The following is a 25,022-nucleotide window of genomic DNA, read 5'->3' as shown; positions in this document are numbered from 1 at the left end:
AGGTACATTGGGTAGAAATGTTTAAAAAACCTTCCCCCAAGGTAAAATAAACCACACGCTTCTTTAGAAGGCTAGGTTAAAGGAAAAGTGTTGATCATGTGCGTTATATGCCGGGAGCGCTCCTGCGAGACAAGCAAGCTGGGCGAGACCCCACAGCGCACTAAGCCGAGGAGGCTCTATGTGCGCCCGCGGAAAGGGAGGCCATGGACAAATGATCACTGCTCGTTAAGAAACTCTTAGAAAAAACACCTTTACCATCAATTGTTGTAGCGAATGTAGAAGAGCACGCTTAGGATAATCACCGTATTTCAAGCGAAGAATTATATGAAGGAGGCGGCATAAATGACAGATCGCTACGACCGTTTTAAAGACCAACAGACCGACGGACAAAAGGGACAAACGCAAGATCGCCAACCTGGCTTTGAAAAAGAGATGGACCCACGTCCGATTTATGATGATCCTGGCTATATTGGCAGCGGAAAATTAGAAGGAAAAACTGCACTCATTACGGGTGCCGACAGCGGGATTGGCCGCGCTGTTGCTGTCGCATTCGCAAAAGAAGGCGCCAATGTAGCGATCGTTTACTTGGATGAACACGAAGACGCCCAAGAAGCAAAGCAAGTTGTTGAAGAAAAAGGCGCTTCTGCCCTGCTGATTTCCGGTGATGTAGGAGATGAATCTTTTTGCCACGACGCGGTCCAGCAAACAGTGGATACATTTGGACAGCTGGATGTACTGGTCAATAACGCCGCCGAACAGCATTATCAAAAAGATATCCGCGACATTACATCAGAACAGATGCACCGCACTTTCCAACCGAACATTTACGGCTACTTTTACTTTATTCAAGCCGCGCTTCCGCATTTGAAAGAAGGAAGCTCTATTATTAATACAGCTTCAGTGGTAGCATACCAGGGCATGCCGGTATTAATGGACTATGCAGCCACAAAAGGGGCGATCGTTGCACTTACCCGCTCCCTGTCTGAAAATATTGCGCCTGAAGGGATTCGGGTCAATGGAGTCGCGCCTGGACCAATCTGGACACCGCTCATTCCGGCTTCTTTCCCAGAAGATTCCGTAGAAGAATTCGGCAGCTCAAATACCCCGCTGGGACGCCCCGGCCAACCAGCAGAACTGGCACCAAGCTATGTCTACCTAGCAAGCGACGATTCTTCCTATGTCTCTGGACAAATGATCCACGTCAATGGCGGACAAATCGTGAACGGCTAATAAGAGAAATGAAGAAAACCCATCGAAGCAATCTTTTTCGCAACGATGGGTTTTTTAGAAAATGGAAAATACTGATCAGTCGCTCTACGGGATGGCCTTCTATTCTTTCGACAATCCTTCAAAACAAGGCTGTACGATGACAAAACCGTCTCCTTTAAATTCCATCTGAATGGATTCTCCGCTGCCACGCCCTAAGAATGTTTTGTACGTAATATCGGTGCGGAACTCAGGCTCTAAATGACCAGACCAGGCAACAGTCGCCGCAGGGTCTGTTAGCACGGGCTTCCCAGGCTCAACGACTAACGTTAACGGCTCATAGTATGAAGTAATTGCCACTTTCCCCCTACCTTCCAATGTAATATTAAACAAGCCGCCTGACACCATACCAGCCATTTTTCGCATCATTTGAATATCCCAATCAATTCCGTTTTCAAAACTTAAGAGGTCATTGCCATTGACGGTAATTGTTTCGTTATTTAGATCTAGAATCGTAATCTTTTTACCATTATCGGCGAGGAACAGGCTTCCTCTGCCCGTCGCTTTCATCAACTCCCCGCCTTCGCCTGTAAAGGACTTTTTCATCATCCGTCCGACTCCGTGTTCTAACACGCCTTCTCGCTCAAACTTGATCTCACCCGTGTACGAAATCATCGAATTTAACTTCGCCCAAATCTCTCCTTTTAAATTGATTTCCAATATGCGGTCCGTTTCCAAATCAAAATCGTCTTTTAGCACTTCTTTCTGTCTCGTCTTTTGAATAAATTCATTAATCGAATAGTCACTCACAGCTCTTCCACCCTTTCTCTTTTTCAACTACTACGATATACGGTTTGCTTTGAAGTACGTTTCATATGCCGACTCTTCTCTTGTGACAAGCTGCTCTACCTTGCCAGTGCATATGGTAAAATAAAGGGTGGATAAGTAAGTTTCTATTTGGAGGTCGGAGATGGGTTCTATCATTGAAAAAATACAATTAAGCTACCCTGCCTTTAGTAAAATGGAAAAGCGGATCGCTGATTATGTGATCCATAACAAAGAAACGCTATTGAACATACATATTCAAGAATTAGCAGATAACGTAGGTGTGTCAGTTGCCACGATCACCCGCTTTTGTAAAAAAATCGAATGTGAGAGCTTTGTTGAATTCAAAATTCTGTTGCGAGATGTGGTTGAAAAGGCGAGTGAAACAGATGACGTAGCGGATTCGATAGATTCGATGTATCAGTCCGTCATTCAAGCAAGCCGTTCCATGATAAACAAACAAGATTTAAAGACAGCCTGTGAATGGATTCAGGAGGCCGGCACAATTCATATCTATGGCCTTAGCAGTTCCGGGCTTACCGCACGTGAGCTAAAGACTCGGCTTTTACGCATGGGCTATACTGTAGATGCTCATACTGACTCGCACACGATGTTGATCAATGCCTCTATATTAAAAGAAACAGACCTGGTTATTGCGATTTCAAACTCAGGCCAAACGCAAGAGGTCATTGATGCGGTTCAACTAGCAAAACGAAAAAACGCACGGGTGATCACGTTCACGAATTATAAAGAAACCAAGTTAAGTGACAGCTCGGACCTTTTACTATTTTCTTCTTCTTTAAAAGTCTACGAACAAAAGGGCCTAATGAATTCGCAGCTATCTATTGTTTATCTGCTCGATATTTTGAGTATGATGCTATTACTTGATGAAGATGCTTCAAATCATCACAAGCAAACGCTGGAGGCGCTGGATGAACACAAAAAAATTTGAGCATCGAAGCAATCTTGCTTCGATGCTTTTACTTTTCTCCAGAAGTTTAACGTTCCGCTTCTAAAGAGGCAGTAAATGTTTTTGTGATTTCTTGAGGCCTTGTGATGGCTGAGCCAACGACTACACAGTAAGCCCCAGCTTTTAATGCAGATTGAGCTAAGCTTGGTGTGGAAACTTTCCCTTCTGCTATAACCGGGACTGAAACTGCGCGTATCATTTCCTTTAACAACGAAAAATTATCAGCCATAAGGCTCGCCCCCTCTGTATAGCTGGTGTAGCCTGCCAACGTGGTTGAAATACAGTCAAAGCCAAGCTCTTCTGCTTGTTTTGCTTCCTTAATAGTAGAGACGTCTGCCATTAAAGCTATCGACGGCGCTTCCTGTCTTACTTTCTCCACAAGATTAGTCAGTTTTTCACCTTGCGGCCTTGGCTGGCTAGTCGCATCCATGGCGATCATTTCCACGTTTGCTTCAATTAATTCATCCACTTCATGAGCAGTTGGGGTAATAAATACGGGACTATCGGGATAATCCTTTTTGACAATACCGATTACGGGCAGGTCGACCTGCCCTTTAATTTCTTTAATATCTACTCCAGAATTGGCGCGGATCGCAGAGGCTCCCCCCTCTGCTGCCGCTTTCGCCATTCTTCCCATAATAAAAGAAGAATGCAGAGGTTCCTCAGCTAAAGCCTGACAGGAAACAACGAGTTTTCCTTTTAGTGCTTGCAGCATACCAGCTTCCATTAGTTAATCTCTCCTATCACGTCTTCAACTTCATTTTTTATTGTAGTCACTTCGGGTCCATATATAACTTGAACGCCATTCCCAGATGTTACCACCCCTTTGGCTCCGGTCTGTTCAAGCGTTTCTTTCGATGTCTTTTCTGCGTCGAATACCGTTACGCGAAGACGAGTAGCACAGGCGTCCACGTCTTTTACATTTTCTTTTCCGCCTAGTCCTTCTACAATTTTTTCGGCGCGTTCTGTGCCAGAAACTTCTTCTAGTTGTACATCTTCTGCTTCACGACCTGGTGTTTTCAAATCGAATTTTGAAATAGCAAAGCGGAAAGTGAAATAGTACAGGAAGAACCAGGGAATACCGATAATGGGTACCATAAACCAGTTCGTCTGCTCAGCCCCTTGCAAGACGCCAAATAGCAGAAAGTCAATAAAACCGCCTGAAAATGTCTGACCGATCGTGATTTCAAAGATATGAGCGAACATAAAAGCAAGCCCGTCATAAAAGGCGTGAATAACATATAATAGCGGGGCAATGAACAAAAATGAAAATTCAATCGGCTCGGTAATGCCCGTTAAAAAGGAAGTCAATCCCGCCGAAAGCATTAAACCAGCAACTTTTTTCTTATGCTTTGGTTTTGCCATGTGATACATAGCCAGACAAGCTCCGATCAGTCCAAACATCATTGTAATGTGTCTACCTGACATGAAGCGAGCCGTCCCAATGTAATATTGTTCCACATCAGCTTCAGCCAGCTGAGCAAAGAAAATTCGCTGTGTGCCTTCAATCACACTGCCGCCAACCTCCATCGTTCCTCCTAAGCTGGTGGTCCAAAACGGTAAATAAAAGATATGATGCAATCCAAAAGGCCCTAATAAGCGTAAAATAAAACCGTAAATTAATGTTCCAATATAACCCGTGGCTTCCACTATACCGCCTAAAGAAAAAATGCCAGTTTGAATCGTCGGCCATATATAGTACAACGCCACGCCAAGCAAGATCGAAGAAAAAGCAGTGACAATTGGAATGAATCGAGATCCTCCAAAAAACCCTAAGAAGCGCGGGAGTTCAATACGGTTATAACGTTGATGCAGCCAATACGTTAAAACCCCGAGCACAACTCCACCAAAAACACCGGTTTCTAACGACTGAATCCCTAGAATCTCCCCTTGTCCGACATTTGCCATCTGCTCGGGGTCAGCTAGATTGCCAGTGATCGTCAGCATAGCATTAATCGTTGCATTCATCACTAAATAACCAAGAACAGCAGCCAAGCCAGCTGTTCCTTTATCATTACGAGCTAACCCAATGGCAACACCAACCGCAAAAATCAAGGCAAGGTTGGCAAAGACAATGTTCCCTGCACTGCTCATTACGGTAAAGATTGCTTGCAACCACGGTTGATCCAAGAATGGATACGCTTCAATCGTGGCTTCATTGCTAAACGCTCCCCCAATTCCTAGCAAAAGTCCTGCTGCAGGAAGTACAGCAATCGGAAGCATGAACGATTTACCAAACCGTTGAGCCTTTTCAAAAAAAGCGGAAGCCATTTTCATTCCCCTCTCCATAATGTAAATTGTTTTCATATATATTGTAAAAAAGTAAACGGGTTTAATCAAGGCTAATGTTTGAATTTTTCAAAAAATTATTTTGGAAGTTGCTAATCTCTTAACATTGTAGATAATGAAGGTTGAAACTTTTTCCAACCTGATGCGTAGACAACACCAATCATTCTAAACCGCGCTGCCATTATTCCCAGTAAATTGCAGCCTGTCTCAAAGGAGATACCGATATGACTAGTTGGATCTTATTTACAATTACAGTTATTGTCTTATTTGCCGTCCTCCCGCTTCTTAAAAAAGAAAACCGAACTACGTTTGCGAAAATGCATGCAGGTATTAAGCTGGAGTTGCCTTATATGTCATCATTCTGGTGGAACTTTTAGACGTGACGCTCGTATTTGGCCTTATCATTCTAATCGCAGCGACTGTGTTAAGCCCCATACATGAAGTGGCAAAAGGGTGATTCAATTTAGCTCGAATGCCAATACAGATTATTTGCTCGGGGAATTAGGAAATGATACAGTTCAGGATCTTATGGAGGAGTTGAACGCCAGGAATCATGACACCATTTACCCTGTGGTCAGCGCTTTACTACTCCCAACCTATCTGGCAGACCAAGATCAACACGAACGCTCCACAGAGGAGATGGTGACGGAGCTCGAGGACTGGAATATGGAAACATACGGACAAATGGCTTGGGAGGTTCATGAGCAACTCGAAGCAGAAACTCTCCCTGTTGTTCAGGGAGAGTTAAACCTCCCTAATGAGCTGCAACGCGTTTAGTCTGAGCGTCTGCCTGGATCTACAGCCGCTGAATATGCGGAGCTATTGCATGCCATTTCTAACGAGGAATTGGCGGTTGAAGTCGACAACGCCATACTTCGTGACGTTTTGGAATGGCCTCTGCGCGTAAATGAGCAGAACCAAGCCCGCTTTTCACATATGGGCGCGAAAGGCGGGTCCACCCTATTCATTTTAAACGAGGCGCTCTATACAGAGCAGCCTGACGGCACGAAGGAAGAACTTATTATTTTTACTGAAGGATTCTCAACACTAGAACGCAGGCGGATGCAAGCTGGCCTGAATGAGTTTAGTAGTGAAATACTTTACAATGAAACTTTCAGAAAAGAAGTAAAGGAAACCTTGCAAGACGAAGAATAGAGTTATCTTCTTTTCTACAGGAAAATGGCTAATAGAGAGGTTGTCCTAACAGTTAGTTCGCGGCAAAAACATTTCGAAAACCCTTACTTTCCTACAAATACACGGTCGAAGCAGCTTCCTCTCCCTTACCCGTACCTTCAATGCTGCAGGCAACGCTTCAGTCTCTTAATGAGCAAAACCCACTCGCAATAGAAGCTGAAGCCTGCAGCTTTGCCTGCAGGCTTCCTTTACGCCATTAACGGAGAAATAGAGAGTAGATATCAAGAAGAGACAAAGCGTCCGCTTGCCAGTACATATAAGATCATACGTGCCAATGGGTTTGCTGAGCAGATCGGAGCAGGTAAAATCGAGCCAGATGAAGTGGTAAGCATTCAGGAACTTATTGTTTGGGAGTTCACTTGTTTCCCTGTCTCATCGAAGGTTTATAGCGTTCTATGAATTGTATATTCTTCCGACGGTCCCTTGCTTTGTGCCTTCGTCAGCTTCCCCTTCATAATAAACCTTCATCCTTTAACTAACTGCTTACCCGCTCACGACTGAAAGCCTGTAGCTTAGTTGCATGCTGGATGCATTAGGGCATCCAGTTAACCAACTTCCTTTTGTGGAAGTTCTTTTCTAGAAAGGCGTTTCTCTTGCCGCCTTCGCCACAGCTTCCGCGGCCAGTGGAGCGTATCTTCAAGCAGTACATACACCACTGGGATGACAATGAGTGTGATAAGTGTCGCAAATAGCAGCCCGGAGATGACGACGGTTGCCATCGGTGCCTGGAAATCGCTGACCCCGCCGACAGCAAGAGCCAGTGGCAGCATGCCAGCAATTGTTGTAAATGTTGTCAAAAAGATGGGTCGCATCCTGTCTTTACCTGCTTGCATTATGGCCTCCGTCCGCGGCATTCCTCCAACGGTTCGAAGTTTATTCAAGCGGTCAATGAGTAAGATGGCATTGTTTAAGACGATCCCCACGAGCATGACCACGCCCATTGCGGCAATCATGTTCAGCTCCATCTGCGTGATAAGTAAGCCAAGAATGACACCGACGAAGGTGAGTGGCAGAATGGAAACAACGACAAGTGGATGGATGAAACTGTTAAACTGAACCGCCATCACGATATACACAAGCAGAACCGCAATACCTAAGACGAAGAGAATTTCTGTCATGGCTTCTTGCTGCTGTTCAAGTGCGCCGCCGACTTGTACTGTCGTATCTGTCGAGGCTGTCACTTCTTCGGCTACATCTTGAAGTTCGCGGTTCACAGTCCCTAAGTCCTGACCATCGAGATCTGCGGTAACCGAGGCGATACGTTCACCGTTTTCTCGAGATATTTTCACGGGCATTTCTTGTTCTTCCAGAGAAGCGATATCTGAAAGCGGGATGCTTCCGGCCGCTGTATTTAATTCATAATCGAGCAGTGCCTCCATGTCGTCAACCTCATGAGAAAACTCCAGGAATACGGGAACCTCTTGGTTAGTTCCAACCGATAACTGCTCGATTTCGTCACGCATAAACACCGCTCCGATCTGACTTCGAACATCAGCTGCGGTGAGGCTGTAGTCGGTCAACTCATCGTCGTGGAGAACGAGTTGGTTCTCCGTAGTCATGTTAGCAAAGTCATGATTAATGTTGATGACACCGTCAAGCGCGGCGAGCTCATCCTCGAGGCGTTCAGCGCTTGCAGCCATTTCGTCATATTCCTCTCCATACACATTCAGCGTGAGTCCGGATTCCCCGCCCATATCTCCACCGGTTGCAGCCATCACCGATTCTACGGGGTGATCGTCTTCAAGAGGTTCAAGCGAGGTGAGAATCTCGGCGTTAATCTCGCTTTGCTCCATCGTCGCATCTTCTTCATCCGTCATGTTGATTAACAGCCACATCATTTCGTCTTCAAACATCGTGACAGTGTTATCTGTTACATCCGGCACGTCTTGAAGGTGTTCGTTCACATCCATTGCGATCGCCTCTTTAGCTTCATCGTCCGCGCTTGATTCAAGCATGACGACAAGCTCCGTCTCGCGATCGTACACATCCGGCATCGCACTCATAGGAATCCGGTCGATGAGAAACAATGAGCCGATAAACAACGCTAAAAACCCAACCAATACACCAATACTTCGCAGTTTCTTCGCTGTCACCCAGCCAATCATGTGGCCGTACCCGCGCTTAAGCCATCCATCCGGCCGCGGCTTCGCCTTTTGCGCTGCATTCTTTAAGAGTTTACTTGATAACACTGGAATGACGGTGAATGAAACAAGCAAAGAGCTTGCGAGCGTTAAAATGACCACCATTGCGAGCGTCATGATGAACTCACCGATATCGCCGCTCATAATCGCGAGAGGAAGCAGTACCACAACCGTGGTCAGCATCGCTGCGATGACAGCCGTGGCGACTTCCTTTGTCCCTTGGATAACAGCGGTTGTAATCTCAATGCCTTGCTGGACCTTGCGGTAAATCGACTCAAAGATAACGATCGCCGAGTCGACCATCATACCGATCCCAAGACCAAGCGCAATTAACGTGAGCATGTTAATGCTGTAGCCGAGAAACCACATGGAAGAGAATGTGAGCATAATGGAGAGTGGAATCGAAACTCCAATGATCATTGTCGGACGAAACTTTAACGTGAATAAAAACAGAACCATAAGCGCCAGCAACCCGCCGATCACCACATTTTGCTGGATACTGTCAATCGAGTCTTGAATAAAATCAGCGGTCGAAATTAACTCTTCAAAGGCGAAGCCGCTTACGTAATCTTCCTCGTGTATTTGCTCCATTTCGGCTCGCACCGTTTCTGTTAATTCAATTTCCCCGACATCACTGGCACTTTCAATTTGCAAGGAAATGACATCGCTGCTGCCGTTTTTCCAAGCGGCTGAACCGTTTTCAGCCGGCGTCATTTCAATATCTGCGACGTCTTGTAAGGCGACAAGACCGTCTGGTGTTTGCAGGGTCACATCTTCGAGGGCTTCCGCGCTATCAAGGGACGTATCCCAGCGGACGCGCTCATCGCCGTCGTCAGCGGCCAAGCTGCCAAGGGTCGCGTTTTGATTATGATCCTGAATCGCCTGCTGGACGTCCGGCAGACTTAAGCCGTTGTCGGCGAGCTCTTCTTGGTCGATGGAAACGGCCACTTCTTGTTCCTGCACACCGCTAACATCAATCGTGCCGACTTCAGCGAGCGCAGAAAGCCGCGGCACGGCCACTTCTTCGGTGAAGCGCGACATCTCATTCGTATCCCCACCGTACACTTCCAAAAACAACTCGGCGCCACTCGTGCCAAAGCGGAAGGTGGAAATGTCCTGAACCGCCGGCAGCTGCTCCATATCCGTCATCGCTACTTCAAGATCGCGAAATGACTCGTCACTACCATCTTCTTCAAGCATGACGTTAAAGCTGACATTCCCGGCACTTGTGTCCGATGAATAGTCATCAATACCGTCAATCGATGCCAAACGGTCCTCGATCGGATCCGTGACCTGCTCTTCCACATCAAGAACCGATAGATCGGACGTAGGGACTGAGATGATTGCCATATCTAAATCAATATCCGGCATAATTTCAACGTCCATCTCCGTCAGACCGAAACGCCCTACAAAGAGGACGAGCACAATAAACAAACCCACAATAAGCTTTCGTTGTAACAGTAAACGCAGCCAAGCCATAGATCGATTCAACTCCTTTGTATGTAAAAGCACATCCCAATATCAATACGTTCATCTTTTGTCGTTAAGAACATGAGCAAATGCGCTCACACCAATCAACCAAATTGCTTTACTAACTATAAAATGGTACAGATGTCTTTGATGTAGGAGCAGAACCCCCATGGTTTGAATACTCATAGTGACAGGATGAAAAATGCAAAACGTTTTAGTACAGGGGGCAACAACTTAGAGCTCTTGAGGACTACATCTTATCCATCTGCCGTAAAAAGAAAACAAACGAAGGGGGCAGGCCATAGGTGTCGCGAGAGTTTTCACTTTCTCCACGGAAGAGGCATGACACCGCTTTCCCTGCCCCAACGTTGGCTGTCACTGAGTCTTCTTTTTTGCAGTCAACGAGTCAACCTACTTATAAGCAACACCTATTCACTATATTCGTTGAAGTCTATCCATTTGCTTGCAGGGAACTTTTCATCGTTTTACTAACGTTTTGATGACGCTTCCGCTTGTTTTCTCTCTACATTCCGTCTACTTTTCGCTTTTGATAGACAACCTGGACAGCCACCAACGTGATTAGCGTCCAGCCCGAGATAATGGCCAGTTCACTGCCGACTTCGGCGAATCCGCCTCCATTCTCCACTGTAGCAGCCAGTTGTTCGAGTTGAATATTAGGCAGGTACTCCAGAATTTCCAGTAACGCGAGGTCACCCATCAATTCAGTAAAGAGCACCCCCATACCAAATACTAAGATAAACGGAACAATCACCACAGAAGCCTCCATGAGCGTGCGTGTCACAAGTCCTAACAACGTCCCTAAGGCCAAATAAAATATTAAAGAGATGATTAACGCGGTACTGATAACGCCCCAGTTTTCAGGCTGGTAGCCGGTAATGTTTATACAAACCCAAAACGTGACACCAGTAAGAATAATGCTTACCAAACTTTTGCCGGTCAATATCTCTACGACACTTGCAGGCGACATCATTAAGCCGCGCAATGTATTTTTTTCCTTTTCTTCAGCGATAATTGCACATTGAACAAATGCGGCCACACTAACAAGTGTCAGATTAATGATCAGGTAATGAATTTCAAGAACAACAGGGTCCTCACGGCCAAACAATAGCGCGAAGAAGAGCGGCATAATAATAGTAGATAAGACCATTAAATTCTTGGCTAACTCTTTCACATCTTTTTGGAAAATCGCGTACACTCGATTTATTGAAAAGCTCATACCAACGTCCTCCCCGTTACATCTCTAAAGATATCGCCCAAATTTGGTTCATTGGTGTGGATAGATACCACTTTTTTTTGCAGCATTAATTCATACAGCTGACTTGCCCCTTCACTATACTGCTGCAAGGTGAGTGTATTGCCATCGGTTAATTCCACGGTTATTGTGGCGTCAGAAAACTGCCGCCGTAGCTGTTTTGGTGTGCCAAGCAGCTTCACTTCTCCTTCAGATAAAAAAGCAACTCGGTCACAAAGCTCTTCCGCTTCATTCATGTCATGCGTCGTTAAAAAAATGGTAACACCTTGCTTCTTTAAACGTCGCAAGCCTTCATGAATGTGGTGGGAATTCACGGGATCAAGCGCTGCAGTCGGCTCATCCAAAAACAGAAGAGACGGTTCATGCAAGAATGCCCGGGCTAAGGCTACCCGCTGCAACATCCCTTTGGACAACGTTGATACAAGCTTTTTTTCATTATCTTGCAAATTCACCATTTCTAGTACGTCTTTTATACGACGAGTATTCACACTGTATAAATCACAATACAGTTTCAAATTATCATAAATAGATAGTCGTTGATAAAGTCCACTGTTGTCTGTCATAATGCCCATCTTTTTACGGTATTTTTGTTTTCTTATTTCATGGACGGGCTGATTAAATACATATGCCTTTCCTTCTGTTGGCAGCAATTGGCCGGTAAGTAGTTTAATGGTGGTCGTTTTGCCTGCTCCACTTGGTCCTAAAAAGCCAAATATTTCTCCAAACTCTATTTCTAACTGTAAGGGCCCCAGCGCCTTCTCATTTCCAAACCATTTTGACACCTGTTCAATTTGTATCAATTCGTTGCAGCCTCCCTGCTTCGTTTTTCAATGTACGCTTCTAGCGTAAGTGAAAAACACGGAGACTGCCTTATGTTTTGGCTGAATGGAGTTCATTTTGAGGTGAATGGAGATTATTTGAGCCCCATCATTTCACGTAGATCAGCCATTTTTGCTTTTGAAAGTGGAATTTCAGACTTGTCGGTATCATTTAACCGCAAGCTAAAACTATTCCGTGTCCAGGTAATGATTTCACGAACTTTTTGCAAGTTTACAATATATGAACGGTGGCAGCGATAAAACCCATAACTATGTAATTTCTCTTCTAGTTCATTTAATGTAAATGCACAAGGAAAAGCTTCCCCTCTAACGTATAAATGAGATTGCCCATCTTGACTTTCAATATAATCCACTTCAGGCGGGTCAAATAAAATAAGCTTATCTTGAACTTTGGTCGGAAGTTTATTAAAAGGAATGGGTTCGGTTGTTTCAACAGGTTCTGTATTCATTTCTTCCTCGTCCTCTTCGGTGTGATGCTCCCTGTCTTCTTCCATCTGCACCAAACTTAAACCTTGCTCATCTAACCGATAGACCTTCTCAGATAGAGTAATTGCACTTTCGAGGTTTTCCGTAAGCACCAAGATTGATTTTCCTTCTTCCTGTAAGACTTTAAAAACGTTCATAAAGATACGCTTTGTTTCCATGTCCATATTTTGAAAGGGCTCTTCGATCACTAGCACTTCCGGATTTTGAAAAAAATAACGCGCCAACTGCACCCTGCGCTGCTCAGACGATGATAAGTGCTGAACCTGACTATGCTTTTCCGGTACTAGCTGCAGGCGTTCCAATACCTCATCAACGGAAAGATCGGCCTGATACAACCGCTTATAAAATAAAAGATGATCTTTTACGCGCAAGCGCCCATAGTGACCTTCAGTTAAAAACAAGAGACCCAACTCTGTAAGGTGCTCTTCCCCCCCAAGCGTGACCGGAATATCACCTACGTGAATAGAACCGTTTGATACAGCTGCATCCCCGGCTAAAACCTTCATTAACATGGTGCGAATATCGCTCGCTGCATACACAGAAGCCATTTCACCTGCTCGTAATTCAAAATCAAACGAAGGAAAAATACGTTTATTTCCCATGTGCTTCTCAATCTGCTTAATATGCAGAGTAGCCATTCTTCATCCTTCTTTCTAACCCGTATTAAACTGCTATATCATCATTTACATCCTGGTCGAGCTTAAGCCCAGCTTCGAGGTCCCCGCAAAAAGGACCAACTCTCAAGCACCTTTTTCTCTTCACTTCATGGATAGGTACTTAAAGAAAGCAATATGTCGTCGCTTGACAGGCATCTATAAGCTTGGTCGGTTTCTTCTTCATCGTATAAAGCACCAAGAAAGAATTCGTTCGCCTGAACTGAGGCTTTGTAAAATAACACGATCTGTACACATAAAGGGCTGTCTATTGATGTTAAAAACTACTCCGGCCCTACTTCCGGTCAAACATAGAAGTATAAACCTTTATCGCTTCTTCAGTCATCTGCTTGCCCTGCATATATTATATATGGATGAATAGCAGACATGAACCTGTCCTTTTTAAGTAAATTATTGTTACGTTTACCATACCCTAGTACTACGGTGTTGGCTATATGAATTCGGGATAAGCTAGTAAAACCAAAAAAGGGGCTGGTACATAACCTTTTAAAATAAGTAAAACCCGTACTATGATTTTAAAAACGTTAATCATAGTACGGGTTTAGTAATATGGTAATGTGCATGGTCGACGTGCTTCGCTTTCCGCAGGCACGGCTTCAACTTCCTAAAACTCCCTCTCGTTCGGTTTAGGTTTCAGCTCATGCTGGCCTGCAGGGGTCTTATCATTTTGACTTTACTCCGTTATTGTTCCGTTTTTAAACCGTCTTCTAAACTTTTCTCCCATCCTCTTCAAGCAAACCTTGCCTTATCGACTCCTCTTTTATTCCAACACACCAAATACTCCAGGGAGCCACAGACTGATAGATGGAATATAAGCTACCAATAGCAAAACCGCCACAAGCGGTGTATAGAATTTCAATAGCGGTGGTATGATGCGCTCAATACTAACCTTTGAAACACTGCTGCCAATAAATAACACGGTCCCTACCGGTGGCGTTGTTACCCCAATCGCTAATGCCATCATCATCATTAAGCCAAAATGAACAGGGTCCATCCCCATTTCTGTAGCTACCGGCAATAAAATAGGTGTGAACACAAGCAAAGCTGGAGCCACATCCATAAAGGTTCCGATCACCAATAAAATGACAACCATGGCTAATATTAAAACAAAATAATTATCAGAGATAGCAAGCAGCGTATTTGCAAATGCTTGTGGGATACCAGCATAGGAGAGGACCCATGACATAATGGCAGAAGCGCCTACCAAAAACATAATTATTCCCGTGAATACAAAGGTCTCTTTTAATATTTTTGGAGCGTCTGACCACGATAAACTTCTATAGATTAAACATAGTCCAAGTGAGTACAAAACGGCTACAGCAGAGGCTTCTGTCGCTGTAAAAATCCCTCCTGCAATTCCACCTACTACAATAATAATCAGAAGTAAACTTGGTCCAGCTTGCCAAATTACACGCATGGCTTCATTCAACTTAAACTTTTCTGAAACTGGGTAATTGGCTCGTTTGGCAAGGATATAAGCCATCATCATTACTGCTACAGCCATTAAAATACCAGGTAGGTAACCAGCTAAAAAGAGTGCCCCAATCGAAGTCCCTCCACTTAGCAGAGAAAAGAGAATGGGCATGCCGCTAGGAGGAATAATGAGGCCCATTGGGGCAGAGGAAATATTAACTGCGGCCGAATAGCCTGGATCATACCCTTCTTTTTTTTGGATCGGACTCATTGTTCTACCCATCGTGGCAGCAGAAGCAATTGCTGAACCAGAAATGGAGCCAAAGAGCATGTTCCCCAACACGTTTGTGTGAGCCAGTGAACCTGTCATTCTTCCTCCAATTAATTTAGCTAAATTCACTAATCGTAAAGCAATGCCGCCATTATTCATAATGCTTCCTGCTAACATGAAAAAGATGACAGCAAGCAATATATAATCGTCAATTCCGGTCACAATTTGCTGGGTTGCCGCAAATAAAGCTGGTCCTGGTGGAAGAAACAAAACAATCGCAGCAAATGAAGCGGTTGCAAGACTGATTGAAATAGGTACTCCTAAAAATAAAAAGAAAAAGAACAAGACAAATAAAATGATACTAGCCAACGTGGTAATCTCCATTATGTCTCGCTCCCTTCAATGTCAGTTTCTGTGTCTAAATCTTTCAAATCTACTAAGTGCATGAGTTGATATAGGATAATTAACACCCCTGAAAGTGGGAAAATAAGATACACATACCCCATCGGGACACTCATAATTGGAGAGTTTTGAGTTAATGAAGAAATAACTAGACTTATACCTCCCCACAACAACACAACAAATGAGAAAAGCATAATCAAGGTATGATTAAACGTATAGATCCATTTCTTCTTTCTACCTGTTAACCGATCTTTAATAAAGGTTAATGATAAATGTTGATTGGTTCCAAATGCGTATGTCGCCCCTAATAAAGAGATCCAAATCAACAAAAACGTCATTAACTCTTCTGTAAATATGCTTGGATTATCCAAAACGTAACGAGTAAACACCTGCCAAAGCGCTCCTATAATTAAAATGACAAGCAAGGGGTAACTAACAGTTAATAAGATTCGATCCATCCACTTTTTAAGCGCTTTCAAAACATTCACCCTCCTATATCACATTTATCGTATGGTCGTGTGAGCTTACAACTACCTCCCATTCTTGTTATGGCGCCATTCGTTCGAATTCATCTAAAATTTCAGCAACTTCAGGATCTTCCCTATACTCTTCAATCAATGGCTCAACTTCTTCGCGGAAAGGCTCCAGCTCTGGATAGTGGAATTCAACATTCAACTCTTCTTTCGCTTGTTCAACGTTAGCCTCCATTTCCTCACTCCATGCCTCATTATGTGCCTCCGTTGATTCTTGGGCAGCTTCCATGACGATATCTTGTTCCTCTGCTGATAGGTTGTCCCATGTATCTGCACTCATCACTACAAAGTCAGGAACTCGCGTGTGTTCGTTAAAGGAATAATGCTTTGCCACTTCTCCGTGGTTCGCTTCAGTCATCGGAGCTGGGTTGCTTTCAGCCCCGTCTATCATCCCTTGCTGCATCCCTGTATATACTTCAGGAGCAGGAAGGGGAGTTGGAGAAGCACCGAGAGCTTCCATTGTTCCTATTTGAGTAGCGCTGTTCATTGACCGAATTTTCAGTCCATTGATGTCATCAGGATGTTTAATTGGTGTATCAACGGTATAAAAACTACGCGCTCCAGCATCATAATAAGTGATCCCTCGCATCCCAACGTCTTCTAAGCCAGCATAGAGTTCATCAACATAATCCGAATCCATCACCTCAAAAAAGTGATCCTCATCTTCAAAGACATACGGCAAACTAAAAGCAGAAAACTCATGAGAGAAGTTTTCCATGACCGCCCCGCTCACTTTCACCATATCAACGACACCATTTTGCATTAATTCTAGCAGTTCCCTTTCATCCCCGAGCACCGACTCACCGTAATTTTCCACTTTTATTTGGCCATCTGTTTTCTCTTCAATTCCCTCGTTTAATAGTTCAATACTTCCATAGACGGTGTCTGCTTCCCCATGGATATGAGCCATTGATATTGTTTTTTGATCGGACGAACCCTCACTTGTATTCATAGCCACATTAGCTTCTTGAGCACAAGCAGTAATAAGAGCTACTATACTTAACAAGCCTGTTGTTTTTACTAGCTGTTTTTTCATTTTTATCTCCTTTCTCTTCACACGTTTTACCATTAGGGTTAGAAAGACAACGTCCATTTCCGTAAGCGATTACAAAACAAACAATCTAAAGACTATGAGTATAGAATACAGCTTAGCGAAAGTCTCGTCTTGTTAGTTTTAGAATGAAACTCTCATAATTGGAAAGAAGTCATCTGACGAGTGTTCTGAAATTGTTTATACATTTAAGCGTCAGGTCCAAAATGAAGCAACAACACTAACGGTTCGACCATGCTGTCATTATAAAGCTCGACTCCCAGCTTCGCCCGATTTTTTATGACAAAGCCTTCATCCGCGCTCATATCGCCAAACCTGAGCATTATCGGCGTCTCAACTCGCTGTTTGCCGATAAAGCCTCTTCCCTGCATTGAGATAAACCCAAAGGCTTCGTTCTCATAAAGGGTATAAGTCGATTGAGGATAGACAGTGACTTGTTTGGCCGAATAGTTTGACGTTCCATAGACAACCCAGGCCTCTTCTCCCTGTGAGGCTTGGCTGTGCTCCGTTTCGGATTGAACCGGTACAGGGGGCCTGAAATGATCTTTTTTAAAGGAAGGGTTCGTGTTCGCTTCCCAATCAATGATATCGATTAAATAATCGAAGTCATACGCTTTGTCCACGGGTACATCTTTTACGAGCAGGTCCCTTGGCACCGGGCGGTCTTCTACTACTGATTGATACATTCCGAAAATATCTTCATTGTTTTGCAGCTCGTACGTTACCAGTGAACCCGGGGCATGCAAAATGCCTGCCGGAACGTCCCAGCCGGTTCCGGGTTCCAGCCGATAGGCATGAGAGTGGGCCAAAATCTGGTTGTCTCCTTTTTCCCATGCTTGTAGACACGTCTTTATGTCCTCTTTTGTGGTCGAAGGGTCCAAGCCAAAAAACGTATACGGAAAGGTCTGCTCGATTTGATTGTAAGCAGGCGGGAAATAGTAGGCTTCTGATTTTCCTTTTTTATTAACATCCTTTGCATGCTGCTCTCGTTGATGGATATGAAAAGGGATCGGTCCTTTATTGTCAAAAAACTTCGTTAATACGGTCCAGCCTCCATGCTTGTCCATGACTTCTTTTCCGAGCCACTTTTCCCCCAAAGAAGCAATGGCGTCTTTAAAAAGCGCGTACTGATAGTTGTCGCCGTCGGGGATGGCTATGTAGCTCAATCCTTCGTCTGCTTCAGCGTCCGGCCCGTTATCGGCAGGGGTGGTCGAAGCAAACCAGCGTTCATTGATTCCTCCACGTTCTTTGCCGAATGCATACAAATCATCGGGATGAAGCTTCAAGCGACGCCCAGGCACCATAAAAGCTCTTGGTACCCAGGTCGGAGCCAGCCGTAGTATTCCTTCCGTCCGCTCTACTTCTTCGTTAAGCATCTTTAGTTGTTGCTCATTCATCATGAAAATCGCCCCTCTTGCTTTTTTGCTTTAGCGACTGCTTCTTTCCATTCTTTTTCGTCAACAGGCACAGGGACCGCCTTGCCTTTTTTGCTCCAAGTCGCTTCTCTGTCCGAAGGAAGTTCACAGCGGCTGTAGCACGCGCGTAGTTCTTCTTCAAGCCCGGGTACGGATGTAAGCGTCGGCTCGCCTGCAGTTTTCACTTGCGAAAACGTTTGCACGTCAGGCGTCGAAGCATGCATGGCATGGATAGAACGCATTTGGGCAAGCGAAGCTTCCGGTCCGCAAAGAATATTTTGATGGCCGTCAGCCACCGCTTTCACGGCTACTTCTACTTTTTTCATATGTTCTGCTTCTGGATCTCCGTAGCTCTTTACTATGCCGTCATGAAAAACAGCACGGATGCCTTCGTCTGCTTTTTCAGCCGAATAATAAATAGTCGCCTTCTCGCATTCAAATTCAAATACCGGACCTTCCTCTTCTTCGACCGCATGCGAAGCATAAAAATATAGCCCGGTCCCTGCGCTGGTTTCAATACGCGCGGCACAGGTATCAAAGGTTTTGATGTCATTCGCCCGGTAAAGTTCGGAAGTAAGCTCCTTTATTTCAGCACTTTTGTCTTCCTCCGCCCCTAATACGTAAAGCATATTGTGCAAGAAGTGGGAAGTGGCATTATTAGCGACGCTGTCGAGAATATAATCCCCTTCCGCGCTGAACACTTCTCCCGCCCAGGGGCTGCGGTTGTAGTACTCGTGGGGTCTTGGCCATAAAATTAAACTTTTCAAACGCTTTGGAGTACCGAATAGTCCATTCATCATATCCTTTTTCAATTGCTGGACCGGAGTGGAAAATGACCAGTTAAATCCGATCGCGACAAACCTTCCGCTTTTGTCTCTCGCTTTAATAATGCGCCGGGCGTCTTCTTCTGTCGTACAGATTGGCTTTTCGCACAACACGTTGCTTCCGTGTTCTAAGGCTGTGATGGTTTGCTTGGTGTGCACATGGATCGGCGTTGAAATGATCGTCAAGTCTGCCGTATGACTAGCAAAAAATTCTTCGATCGATTTATACATCGGCACTCCCATTTTCACTAACCGATCGTAATGCGGGCTCAGGTGGGGCCGGGAGTCTACCAGCCCCGCAATGGAGGCTGGTAGATCCTTATCCAGCAGCTCCTCGAGAAACAGCTGGCCGTAGCCTTTAATTCCAATTAACAGCACAGACACCTCTTGTTGCATACGGTTCGCTCCTTTCACCCTCTAACGTTTGCTTTCAGTTCCTTTGCCTGCTCCTGGGCAATAAGTGAAAGCTCAGCAGCTTTAAATGCGTGCTCCTGGCTCATCGCCGTTTCAGTCCCATATTCACAGTCATATAAAAGGGCAGAAAAATAAGGGTAGCCGGTCTTTCCTTCGGCATTGATGTAATGCTCGCCTGATTGATTCACCAAATACAGATGGTCCCCTGCTTCATTTCTTGCCACGTCTACATTTTTGCGTAGCTCGATATAGCCGCTCGTGCCGAGGATAATGGTGCGTGCATCCCCCCATGTAGACAAGCCGTCAGGCGTCAGCCAGTCGACGCGGAAATAGTGGGTGGCTCCCTTTTCACTGACTAAGGTGGCGTCTCCGAAGTCTTCCAGCTCCGGGAAGTCAGGATGAGCGTAATTGCCCACCTTGCTGTGCAGGACTTCTGCAGCGGTGGAGTCGGTAAAGTGAAGAAATTGTTCGATTTGGTGGCTCCCGATATCACAAAGGATACCGCCATATTGTTCTTTCTTAAAAAACCAGTCCGGACGGGTGGGAGCATTGACCCGGTGGGGTCCCGTGCCCATGACCTGCACCACTTCGCCAATCTCGCCCTTTTCAATTAAAGAGGAAGCATAGATCGCACTTTCTTCCAGCAGGCGTTCGCTGTAAAACACTGCCCAAATCAGATTGGTCGCTGCTGTTTTTTTCTTCGCCTCTTCCAATTGAGCACGTGTTGTAAAAGGGGCTTTCGCAGAGAAGAAATGCTTTTCGTTAGCCATGGCTGTCAGTCCGACCCCTGCGCGTTCAGACGGAATCGCCGCGGAAGAGACCATGCGAATGCTCCCGTCCTGATAGATCTCCTCTTCGCTCGTTACGGCTTTAGCGTGCTTAAATTTGGCCGTAAACGCCTTCACCTTTTCCGGGTCCTGGTCAAACACTTTTACAATGCGCGCTCCAGCTTGCTCCAATCCTTCACACATCGCATAAATATGGCCATGCTCAAGCCCAATTACGCCAATTAAAAACGGAGCATCGGTTTTTAGCGTCATGCATATTACTCCTTTTCGATAACTCAAGTGTTCTTAACAGTATTGAATAAAACGTTCTTTCAGCGTCTGCATCACTTCATCAGGATTGCTGTCCCAAATCGCCTGATTAATGATCTCTACTTCGATCGGCCCGTGATAACCGGCCTGTTCCACGGCCTGGCGCAGTTTTTTCAGTTCAATCACGCCATCGCCCATCATCGTGCGGGCTTTAAATACGTCGGGGAGAGGAACGGACCAGTCTGAAACATGGAAACCTAAAATCTTTCCTGAGGCGCGTTCGATTTGCTGATATACCAAAGGATCCCACCAGATATGAAAGACATCAGCCACGACTCCAAGCGCCGGATGTTGCAACGTCTCTATTAAGCTGTTCGCTTCTTCCATGCTGGTAATTACAGACCGGTCCGCCGCATACATCGGGTGAAGCGGCTCAATGCCCAGTTTCACGCCGTGCTCTTCAGCATAAGGGAGGATTTCCTCGATCCCTTCTTTCACCCAGTTTCTTCCCTGCGCAATATCTTTGTCGGGCGCCGGGCCGCACACTAAAACGAGCACATCAGCGTTTAGCTCAGCAGCTTCTTCAATCGCCCGTTTGTTTTCTTCGATTCGTTCCTTTCGTTCTGCCTGATGGAGAGCCGGGAACATCCCGCCCCGGCACAAACTCGACACATGCAGGCCGGCTGACTGAATCATCGATTTTGTCTCTTTCAGTCCGAATTCTTGTAATTTATGGCGCCACACAGAGATGGAAGGAACCTCGTGGCGCACACAGCCTTCGATCGCTTCTTCCAAGTTCCATTGTTCGGTAGTGATTTGATTTAAACTTAAACGATTCAGCTCCAATTGACCGCTCATACCTGCACCCCCTGTTTCACCCCGGCTAGACGCAGAACGTCGCTCATCCGCTCAACCGCCAGGTCGCGGTCCAGCAGGAGCCCGGCCTGGTCTGCCATTTGAAAGAGGTCTGACAGGTGGATAAGGGGACGCCCGCTTTCGGCGCCGCCAATCATCTTGAAATGGTCTTGGTGGCCGTTCAAGTAAGCCATGAAAACGACGCCCGTTTTATAGAAATAAGTCGGCTTTTCAAAAATGTGGCGGGCAAGCGGAACGGTTGGGTCCAAAATTTGATGAAACCGCTTGACATCTCCGTTATCCAATGCCTGTATAGCTGCTGAAGCGGCAGGGGCGATGGCATCAAATATACCTAATAAAGCGTCACTGTAGCCTTTTTCATCTCCGTGAATCAATTCTGGATAATTAAAATCGTCGCCTGTGTACATGTTGACATGAGAGGGAAGTAAGCGGCGCATCGTAATTTCTTTGTTTTTGTCTAGTAAAGAAATTTTAATCCCGTCTACCTTTGCTTCGTTTTCTCGAATGATACGCAGGCAGACATCCATCGCTTGATCAAGGTCTTCATGTCCCCAGTAGCCTTTTAAATTGGGATCGAACATATCCCCAAGCCAATGAAGAATCACCGGCTCTTTGACTTGCTGTAAAATACGGCGGTAGACATATTCGTAGTCGGTCGGGGAAGAAGCAGCACGCGCCAGGGCGCGGCTGGCCATGATAATCAGCTGCCCGCCTTCTTTTTCCACCTGTTCACACTGTTCTTCATACGCTTTGATGACATCATCCAAGCCCACATCAGGTCCCGGTGCCAATTGGTCAGTCCCTACCCCGCACGCAATTCTGCCTCCTACCAAGTTGGCTTCACGCACAGAGCGGGTAATGAGCTCTTGCGCCTGTTCCCACGCCAACCCCATTCCGCGCTGGGCGGTATCCATCGCTTCGGCTACGCCGAGTCCCATCGACCAGAGATAATGGCGGTAGGATAAGGTCTGTTCCCAGTCGATAACTCCGGCGCCCACAGGGTCGGTTTTAGCAAACGGGTCGGCTACCACATGAGCGGCCGAATAAGCTGTGCGTGTTTGAAAGGTAGTTATTTTCTCTGCTTTTACAGGAGAAGCACTGCTTAACGTATACGTTTTTAAAGTGCCGCCTTCTTCTGGCAAAATTATAGAATCAACCATCGTCTACCATCCTTTCTCTTACAATTTTAATTCCGGCACATCGACCCAGCGTCTTTCATCCCAGGACTGCAGGGCAAGGTCAGATAGTTGAGTTCCTTTCGCCCCTTCTAACAGATCCCATGGGAACTCGTCTCCGCGGTGCACATGCTTAAGGAATTGTTCCCACTGCACTTTAAAGCCGTTGTCAAACAACTGATTATTCGGCACATCTTCCCATTGGTCTTCAAAATCAAATGGATTTTCAATATCCGGATTCCAGACAGGCTTCGGCGTAGTCACGCGGTGCTGCACCTTGCAGTCACGCAATCCTGCCACCGCACTGCCTTCCGTGCCGTCTACTTGGATCGTAAGCAAATCGTCGCGGTTGACCCGTACCGCCCAGGAGGAATTCGCTTGCACGACAATCCCGCCATCGAGCACTAAAGTCGCGTAAGCCGCATCGTCGGCCGTTGCTTTGTACGGCTTTCCTTTTTCATCCACCCGTTCTTTGATATGGGTTTCGCCGTGGCACGTCATTGAGCGAACATCGCCGAACAACCCGTCAAGCACATACCTCCAGTGCGGGAACATGTCAACGATAATGCCGCCACCGTCTTCTTTTCGGTAGTTCCAAGACGGACGCTGCCCTTCCTGCCAATCTCCTTCAAATACCCAGTAGCCAAATTCCATGCGGACCGATAAAATATCTCCAAAAAAGCCTGAATCAATCACCCGCTTTAATTTCATTAAGCCGGGAAGAAACAATTTGTCCTGCACGACGCCATTTTTAACTCCTGCTTCTTTTGCTTTGCGGGCAAGTTCCAGCGACTCTTCCATCGTGGTTGCGGTCGGTTTTTCACAATAAATGTGCTTACCTTTTTCAATCGCCCGTTTGATACCTTCTGCCCGTCGTGTTGTCGTCTGGGAATCAAAATAAATCTGGTTATATGGATCATCTAAAGCGCTTTCCAAATCTGTCGTCCAGCGTTCGATGTTATGCGTTTCCGCCAGGTTTTTAAGCTTATCAGCGTTGCGCCCTACCAAAATGGGGTCAGGCATAAGGACATCTCCATCTCCTAAGTCCACGCCACCTTGTTCAATAATCGCCACCATTGAACGTTTAAAGTGTTGATTCGTGCCCATCCGTCCAGTTACGCCATTCATGATTATGCCTATCTTTATTTCAGCCATTTACGATATCTCCTTCCAAGTTTGTGATGCACTTATATCGTAAAGCTGAACAGCCACACTGTCTTATTAAATATTGCAACACGCTCTCAAAATTAGAAATAAATCATGATAGCATTGTAATTTAGCAACATACGCTCTACTTTTGTAAAAAAAGAACGAAATAGAGTTATCAAAAAAGCGGAAAAGGACTCAACCTTTTCCGCGCATTTTTTGATTATAGAGGGTGAGGGTTTAAAACCTGATGTTTCATACGATATCGACTTGGTGGGAGACCTGTATGCTTTTTAAATACTCTGTAAAAAGTTGATACAGACTCAAATCCTACCTCAAAGCATATAGAAACTACATCTTTTTTTGTTTCAACAAGCATTTTTTCAACTAATTCAAGCCGAACCTTAGTTACATATTGTATAGGTGTCATTTGATAATGGTCTTTGAAAATACTATCAATATAGCGAGTGCTCATCCCCATTTTAGCGGCCAGGTCTGCTGAGGTTTCAATCTCAAAATAATGAGAATCAATATAGTTTCGAAGCCATTCTGCCCGTAGTGAATTCGTATCATTCGTATTGGAAGTAGTACGGCTGCGATACAACATAAATAATATTTCTGATAAAAATATTTTTTTTGCTAATAAATAAAGCTCATCCCCATGAGACTGTTCGTACAACATTTTACGAAGCAGCTGACGTAATTCCTTACTATCAAAGATACTTAACTTTAACACACGGGATAGGTTAAATATGCTCGGAAGCAAGGCATCTCGGACATCTTGTTCCAAAGCATTTTCATTAAATTCCAACACTAGATTAGTCATCTTTGTTTTCGAATGAATGGAATGATCACAATACGGTGCTATTAACACTACATTATTTGCTTCCAAATTATAGTCTTTTCCATCTAGGCTACAGCTGCCTTCCCCTTCCAATACATAAAGCAACTGGTGAGTTTTATGATAGTGGTTGTCAATCGTATAGTTTTCTTTATGCTTGCTTTCATAAAGGTGGATCCCTTCCAAATTAACTTCAGCCTTGTGCGCATACATCATTAACCCCTCCATATAAAAGGTTACCTGCCAAATAAGTACTT

Annotated in this window: 23 protein-coding genes; 6 read left to right on the top strand and 17 right to left on the bottom strand. The window is 45.2% G+C overall.

The window, feature by feature from the left end; all coding sequences use genetic code 11:
- Positions 1–342 precede the first annotated feature (342 nt).
- Positions 343–1,230, top strand: coding sequence for an SDR family oxidoreductase (locus tag D469_RS0114025; protein ID WP_018924033.1), 888 nt, complete (start codon positions 343–345; stop codon positions 1,228–1,230).
- A gap of 99 nt (positions 1,231–1,329) precedes the next feature.
- Here the strand turns inward: D469_RS0114025 and D469_RS0114020 are convergent, their stop codons facing one another.
- The gene (locus D469_RS0114020; protein ID WP_018924032.1) at positions 1,330–2,016 is read right to left on the bottom strand and encodes an AIM24 family protein; all 687 of its coding nucleotides are present in this window, start codon (positions 2,014–2,016) and stop codon (positions 1,330–1,332) included.
- Positions 2,017–2,176: 160 nt separating this feature from the next.
- Between D469_RS0114020 and D469_RS0114015 the strand changes: the two genes are divergently transcribed.
- The gene (locus D469_RS0114015; protein ID WP_018924031.1) at positions 2,177–2,983 is read left to right on the top strand and encodes a MurR/RpiR family transcriptional regulator; all 807 of its coding nucleotides are present in this window, start codon (positions 2,177–2,179) and stop codon (positions 2,981–2,983) included.
- Positions 2,984–3,029: 46 nt separating this feature from the next.
- On the opposite strand, the gene D469_RS0114010 is transcribed toward D469_RS0114015, so the two are convergent.
- Positions 3,030–3,728, bottom strand: a complete 699-nt coding sequence (locus D469_RS0114010) for an N-acetylmannosamine-6-phosphate 2-epimerase (protein ID WP_018924030.1) — start codon at positions 3,726–3,728, stop codon at positions 3,030–3,032.
- Entirely contained in the window at positions 3,728–5,272 is a 1,545-nt protein-coding gene (locus D469_RS0114005) for a PTS transporter subunit EIIC (RefSeq protein WP_018924029.1), read from the bottom strand. The genes D469_RS0114010 and D469_RS0114005 overlap by 1 nt, the downstream gene beginning before the upstream one ends.
- Positions 5,273–5,514: 242 nt before the next feature.
- Here D469_RS0114005 and D469_RS22150 point away from each other — a divergent pair, with 242 nt between their 5' ends.
- The 4 genes from D469_RS22150 to D469_RS0113985 all read left to right on the top strand — a co-directional run bounded on the left by D469_RS22150 (position 5,515) and on the right by D469_RS0113985 (position 6,883).
- Positions 5,515–5,667 (top strand): hypothetical protein, encoded by a 153-nt coding sequence (locus D469_RS22150; protein WP_018924028.1) that lies wholly within the window; start codon positions 5,515–5,517, stop codon positions 5,665–5,667.
- A 76-nt stretch (positions 5,668–5,743) separates the two neighbouring features.
- Positions 5,744–6,067 (top strand): hypothetical protein, encoded by a 324-nt coding sequence (locus D469_RS0113995; protein ID WP_018924027.1) that lies wholly within the window; start codon positions 5,744–5,746, stop codon positions 6,065–6,067.
- Between the two features lie 45 nt (positions 6,068–6,112).
- Positions 6,113–6,445, top strand: coding sequence for a hypothetical protein (locus tag D469_RS0113990; protein WP_018924026.1), 333 nt, complete (start codon positions 6,113–6,115; stop codon positions 6,443–6,445).
- Positions 6,446–6,655: 210 nt separating this feature from the next.
- The gene (locus D469_RS0113985) at positions 6,656–6,883 is read left to right on the top strand and encodes a serine hydrolase family protein (RefSeq protein ID WP_018924025.1); all 228 of its coding nucleotides are present in this window, start codon (positions 6,656–6,658) and stop codon (positions 6,881–6,883) included.
- Between the two features lie 146 nt (positions 6,884–7,029).
- Here D469_RS0113985 and D469_RS0113980 read toward each other — a convergent pair whose 3' ends face one another.
- From D469_RS0113980 to D469_RS0113915, 14 genes are all read right to left on the bottom strand, one after another.
- Positions 7,030–10,104 (bottom strand): efflux RND transporter permease subunit, encoded by a 3,075-nt coding sequence (locus tag D469_RS0113980; RefSeq protein WP_018924024.1) that lies wholly within the window; start codon positions 10,102–10,104, stop codon positions 7,030–7,032.
- Positions 10,105–10,618: 514 nt separating this feature from the next.
- Positions 10,619–11,332, bottom strand: coding sequence for an ABC transporter permease (locus D469_RS0113975; protein WP_018924023.1), 714 nt, complete (start codon positions 11,330–11,332; stop codon positions 10,619–10,621).
- Positions 11,329–12,168 (bottom strand): ABC transporter ATP-binding protein, encoded by an 840-nt coding sequence (locus D469_RS0113970; protein ID WP_018924022.1) that lies wholly within the window; start codon positions 12,166–12,168, stop codon positions 11,329–11,331. Before D469_RS0113970 ends, D469_RS0113975 begins: the two co-directional genes overlap by 4 nt.
- Positions 12,169–12,281: 113 nt before the next feature.
- Positions 12,282–13,331, bottom strand: coding sequence for a LytTR family transcriptional regulator DNA-binding domain-containing protein (locus tag D469_RS0113965; protein ID WP_018924021.1), 1,050 nt, complete (start codon positions 13,329–13,331; stop codon positions 12,282–12,284).
- Positions 13,332–14,127: 796 nt separating this feature from the next.
- On the bottom strand, positions 14,128–15,435 hold the full coding sequence (locus D469_RS0113960) for a TRAP transporter large permease (protein ID WP_018924020.1): 1,308 nt from the start codon (positions 15,433–15,435) through the stop codon (positions 14,128–14,130).
- On the bottom strand, positions 15,435–15,941 hold the full coding sequence (locus D469_RS20425; protein ID WP_420834857.1) for a TRAP transporter small permease: 507 nt from the start codon (positions 15,939–15,941) through the stop codon (positions 15,435–15,437). The genes D469_RS0113960 and D469_RS20425 overlap by 1 nt, the downstream gene beginning before the upstream one ends.
- A 58-nt stretch (positions 15,942–15,999) precedes the next feature.
- Entirely contained in the window at positions 16,000–17,022 is a 1,023-nt protein-coding gene (locus tag D469_RS0113950) for a TRAP transporter substrate-binding protein (RefSeq protein WP_018924018.1), read from the bottom strand.
- Positions 17,023–17,225: 203 nt separating this feature from the next.
- Complete coding sequence (locus D469_RS0113945) at positions 17,226–18,437, bottom strand: cupin domain-containing protein (RefSeq protein WP_018924017.1); 1,212 nt, start codon at positions 18,435–18,437, stop codon at positions 17,226–17,228.
- On the bottom strand, positions 18,434–19,672 hold the full coding sequence (locus D469_RS20420) for a Gfo/Idh/MocA family protein (RefSeq protein WP_018924016.1): 1,239 nt from the start codon (positions 19,670–19,672) through the stop codon (positions 18,434–18,436). The genes D469_RS0113945 and D469_RS20420 overlap by 4 nt, the downstream gene beginning before the upstream one ends.
- A 14-nt stretch (positions 19,673–19,686) precedes the next feature.
- Complete coding sequence (locus D469_RS0113935) at positions 19,687–20,730, bottom strand: Gfo/Idh/MocA family protein (RefSeq protein WP_018924015.1); 1,044 nt, start codon at positions 20,728–20,730, stop codon at positions 19,687–19,689.
- Between the two features lie 33 nt (positions 20,731–20,763).
- Complete coding sequence (locus D469_RS0113930) at positions 20,764–21,585, bottom strand: sugar phosphate isomerase/epimerase family protein (protein WP_018924014.1); 822 nt, start codon at positions 21,583–21,585, stop codon at positions 20,764–20,766.
- Complete coding sequence (locus D469_RS0113925) at positions 21,582–22,763, bottom strand: dihydrodipicolinate synthase family protein (protein ID WP_018924013.1); 1,182 nt, start codon at positions 22,761–22,763, stop codon at positions 21,582–21,584. Before D469_RS0113925 ends, D469_RS0113930 begins: the two co-directional genes overlap by 4 nt.
- Before the next feature lie 18 nt (positions 22,764–22,781).
- A complete protein-coding gene (locus tag D469_RS0113920) occupies positions 22,782–23,933 on the bottom strand; it encodes a Gfo/Idh/MocA family protein (RefSeq protein WP_018924012.1) in 1,152 nt (383 codons plus the stop codon).
- A gap of 214 nt (positions 23,934–24,147) precedes the next feature.
- On the bottom strand, positions 24,148–24,981 hold the full coding sequence (locus tag D469_RS0113915; protein WP_240473345.1) for an AraC family transcriptional regulator: 834 nt from the start codon (positions 24,979–24,981) through the stop codon (positions 24,148–24,150).
- Positions 24,982–25,022 lie beyond the last annotated feature (41 nt).

It is taken from the genome of Salsuginibacillus kocurii DSM 18087, assembly GCF_000377705.1.
In the GTDB taxonomy this organism is placed as follows: Bacteria; Bacillota; Bacilli; order Bacillales; family Marinococcaceae; genus Salsuginibacillus; species Salsuginibacillus kocurii.
This window is presented reverse-complemented; position numbering and strand designations above follow the sequence as displayed.

Excerpts from the sequence above, each read along its gene's own strand:
- D469_RS0113965 (WP_018924021.1), bottom strand. The coding sequence starts at position 13,331 with ATGGCTACTCTGCATATTAAGCAGATTGAGAAGCACATGGGAAATAAA.
- D469_RS0114010 (WP_018924030.1), bottom strand. The coding sequence starts at position 3,728 with ATGGAAGCTGGTATGCTGCAAGCACTAAAAGGAAAACTCGTTGTTTCC.
- D469_RS0113950 (WP_018924018.1), bottom strand. The coding sequence starts at position 17,022 with ATGAAAAAACAGCTAGTAAAAACAACAGGCTTGTTAAGTATAGTAGCT.
- D469_RS0113930 (WP_018924014.1), bottom strand. The coding sequence starts at position 21,585 with ATGAGCGGTCAATTGGAGCTGAATCGTTTAAGTTTAAATCAAATCACT.
- D469_RS0113925 (WP_018924013.1), bottom strand. The coding sequence starts at position 22,763 with ATGGTTGATTCTATAATTTTGCCAGAAGAAGGCGGCACTTTAAAAACG.
- D469_RS0113975 (WP_018924023.1), bottom strand. The coding sequence starts at position 11,332 with ATGAGCTTTTCAATAAATCGAGTGTACGCGATTTTCCAAAAAGATGTG.
- D469_RS0113945 (WP_018924017.1), bottom strand. The coding sequence starts at position 18,437 with ATGATGAATGAGCAACAACTAAAGATGCTTAACGAAGAAGTAGAGCGG.
- D469_RS20420 (WP_018924016.1), bottom strand. The coding sequence starts at position 19,672 with ATGCAACAAGAGGTGTCTGTGCTGTTAATTGGAATTAAAGGCTACGGC.
- D469_RS0114005 (WP_018924029.1), bottom strand. The coding sequence starts at position 5,272 with ATGGCTTCCGCTTTTTTTGAAAAGGCTCAACGGTTTGGTAAATCGTTC.
- D469_RS0114025 (WP_018924033.1), top strand. The coding sequence starts at position 343 with ATGACAGATCGCTACGACCGTTTTAAAGACCAACAGACCGACGGACAA.
- D469_RS0113980 (WP_018924024.1), bottom strand. The coding sequence starts at position 10,104 with ATGGCTTGGCTGCGTTTACTGTTACAACGAAAGCTTATTGTGGGTTTG.
- D469_RS0113920 (WP_018924012.1), bottom strand. The coding sequence starts at position 23,933 with ATGGCTGAAATAAAGATAGGCATAATCATGAATGGCGTAACTGGACGG.
- D469_RS0113960 (WP_018924020.1), bottom strand. The coding sequence starts at position 15,435 with ATGGAGATTACCACGTTGGCTAGTATCATTTTATTTGTCTTGTTCTTT.
- D469_RS0113935 (WP_018924015.1), bottom strand. The coding sequence starts at position 20,730 with ATGACGCTAAAAACCGATGCTCCGTTTTTAATTGGCGTAATTGGGCTT.
- D469_RS0114015 (WP_018924031.1), top strand. The coding sequence starts at position 2,177 with ATGGGTTCTATCATTGAAAAAATACAATTAAGCTACCCTGCCTTTAGT.
- D469_RS22150 (WP_018924028.1), top strand. The coding sequence starts at position 5,515 with ATGACTAGTTGGATCTTATTTACAATTACAGTTATTGTCTTATTTGCC.
- D469_RS0113915 (WP_240473345.1), bottom strand. The coding sequence starts at position 24,981 with ATGATGTATGCGCACAAGGCTGAAGTTAATTTGGAAGGGATCCACCTT.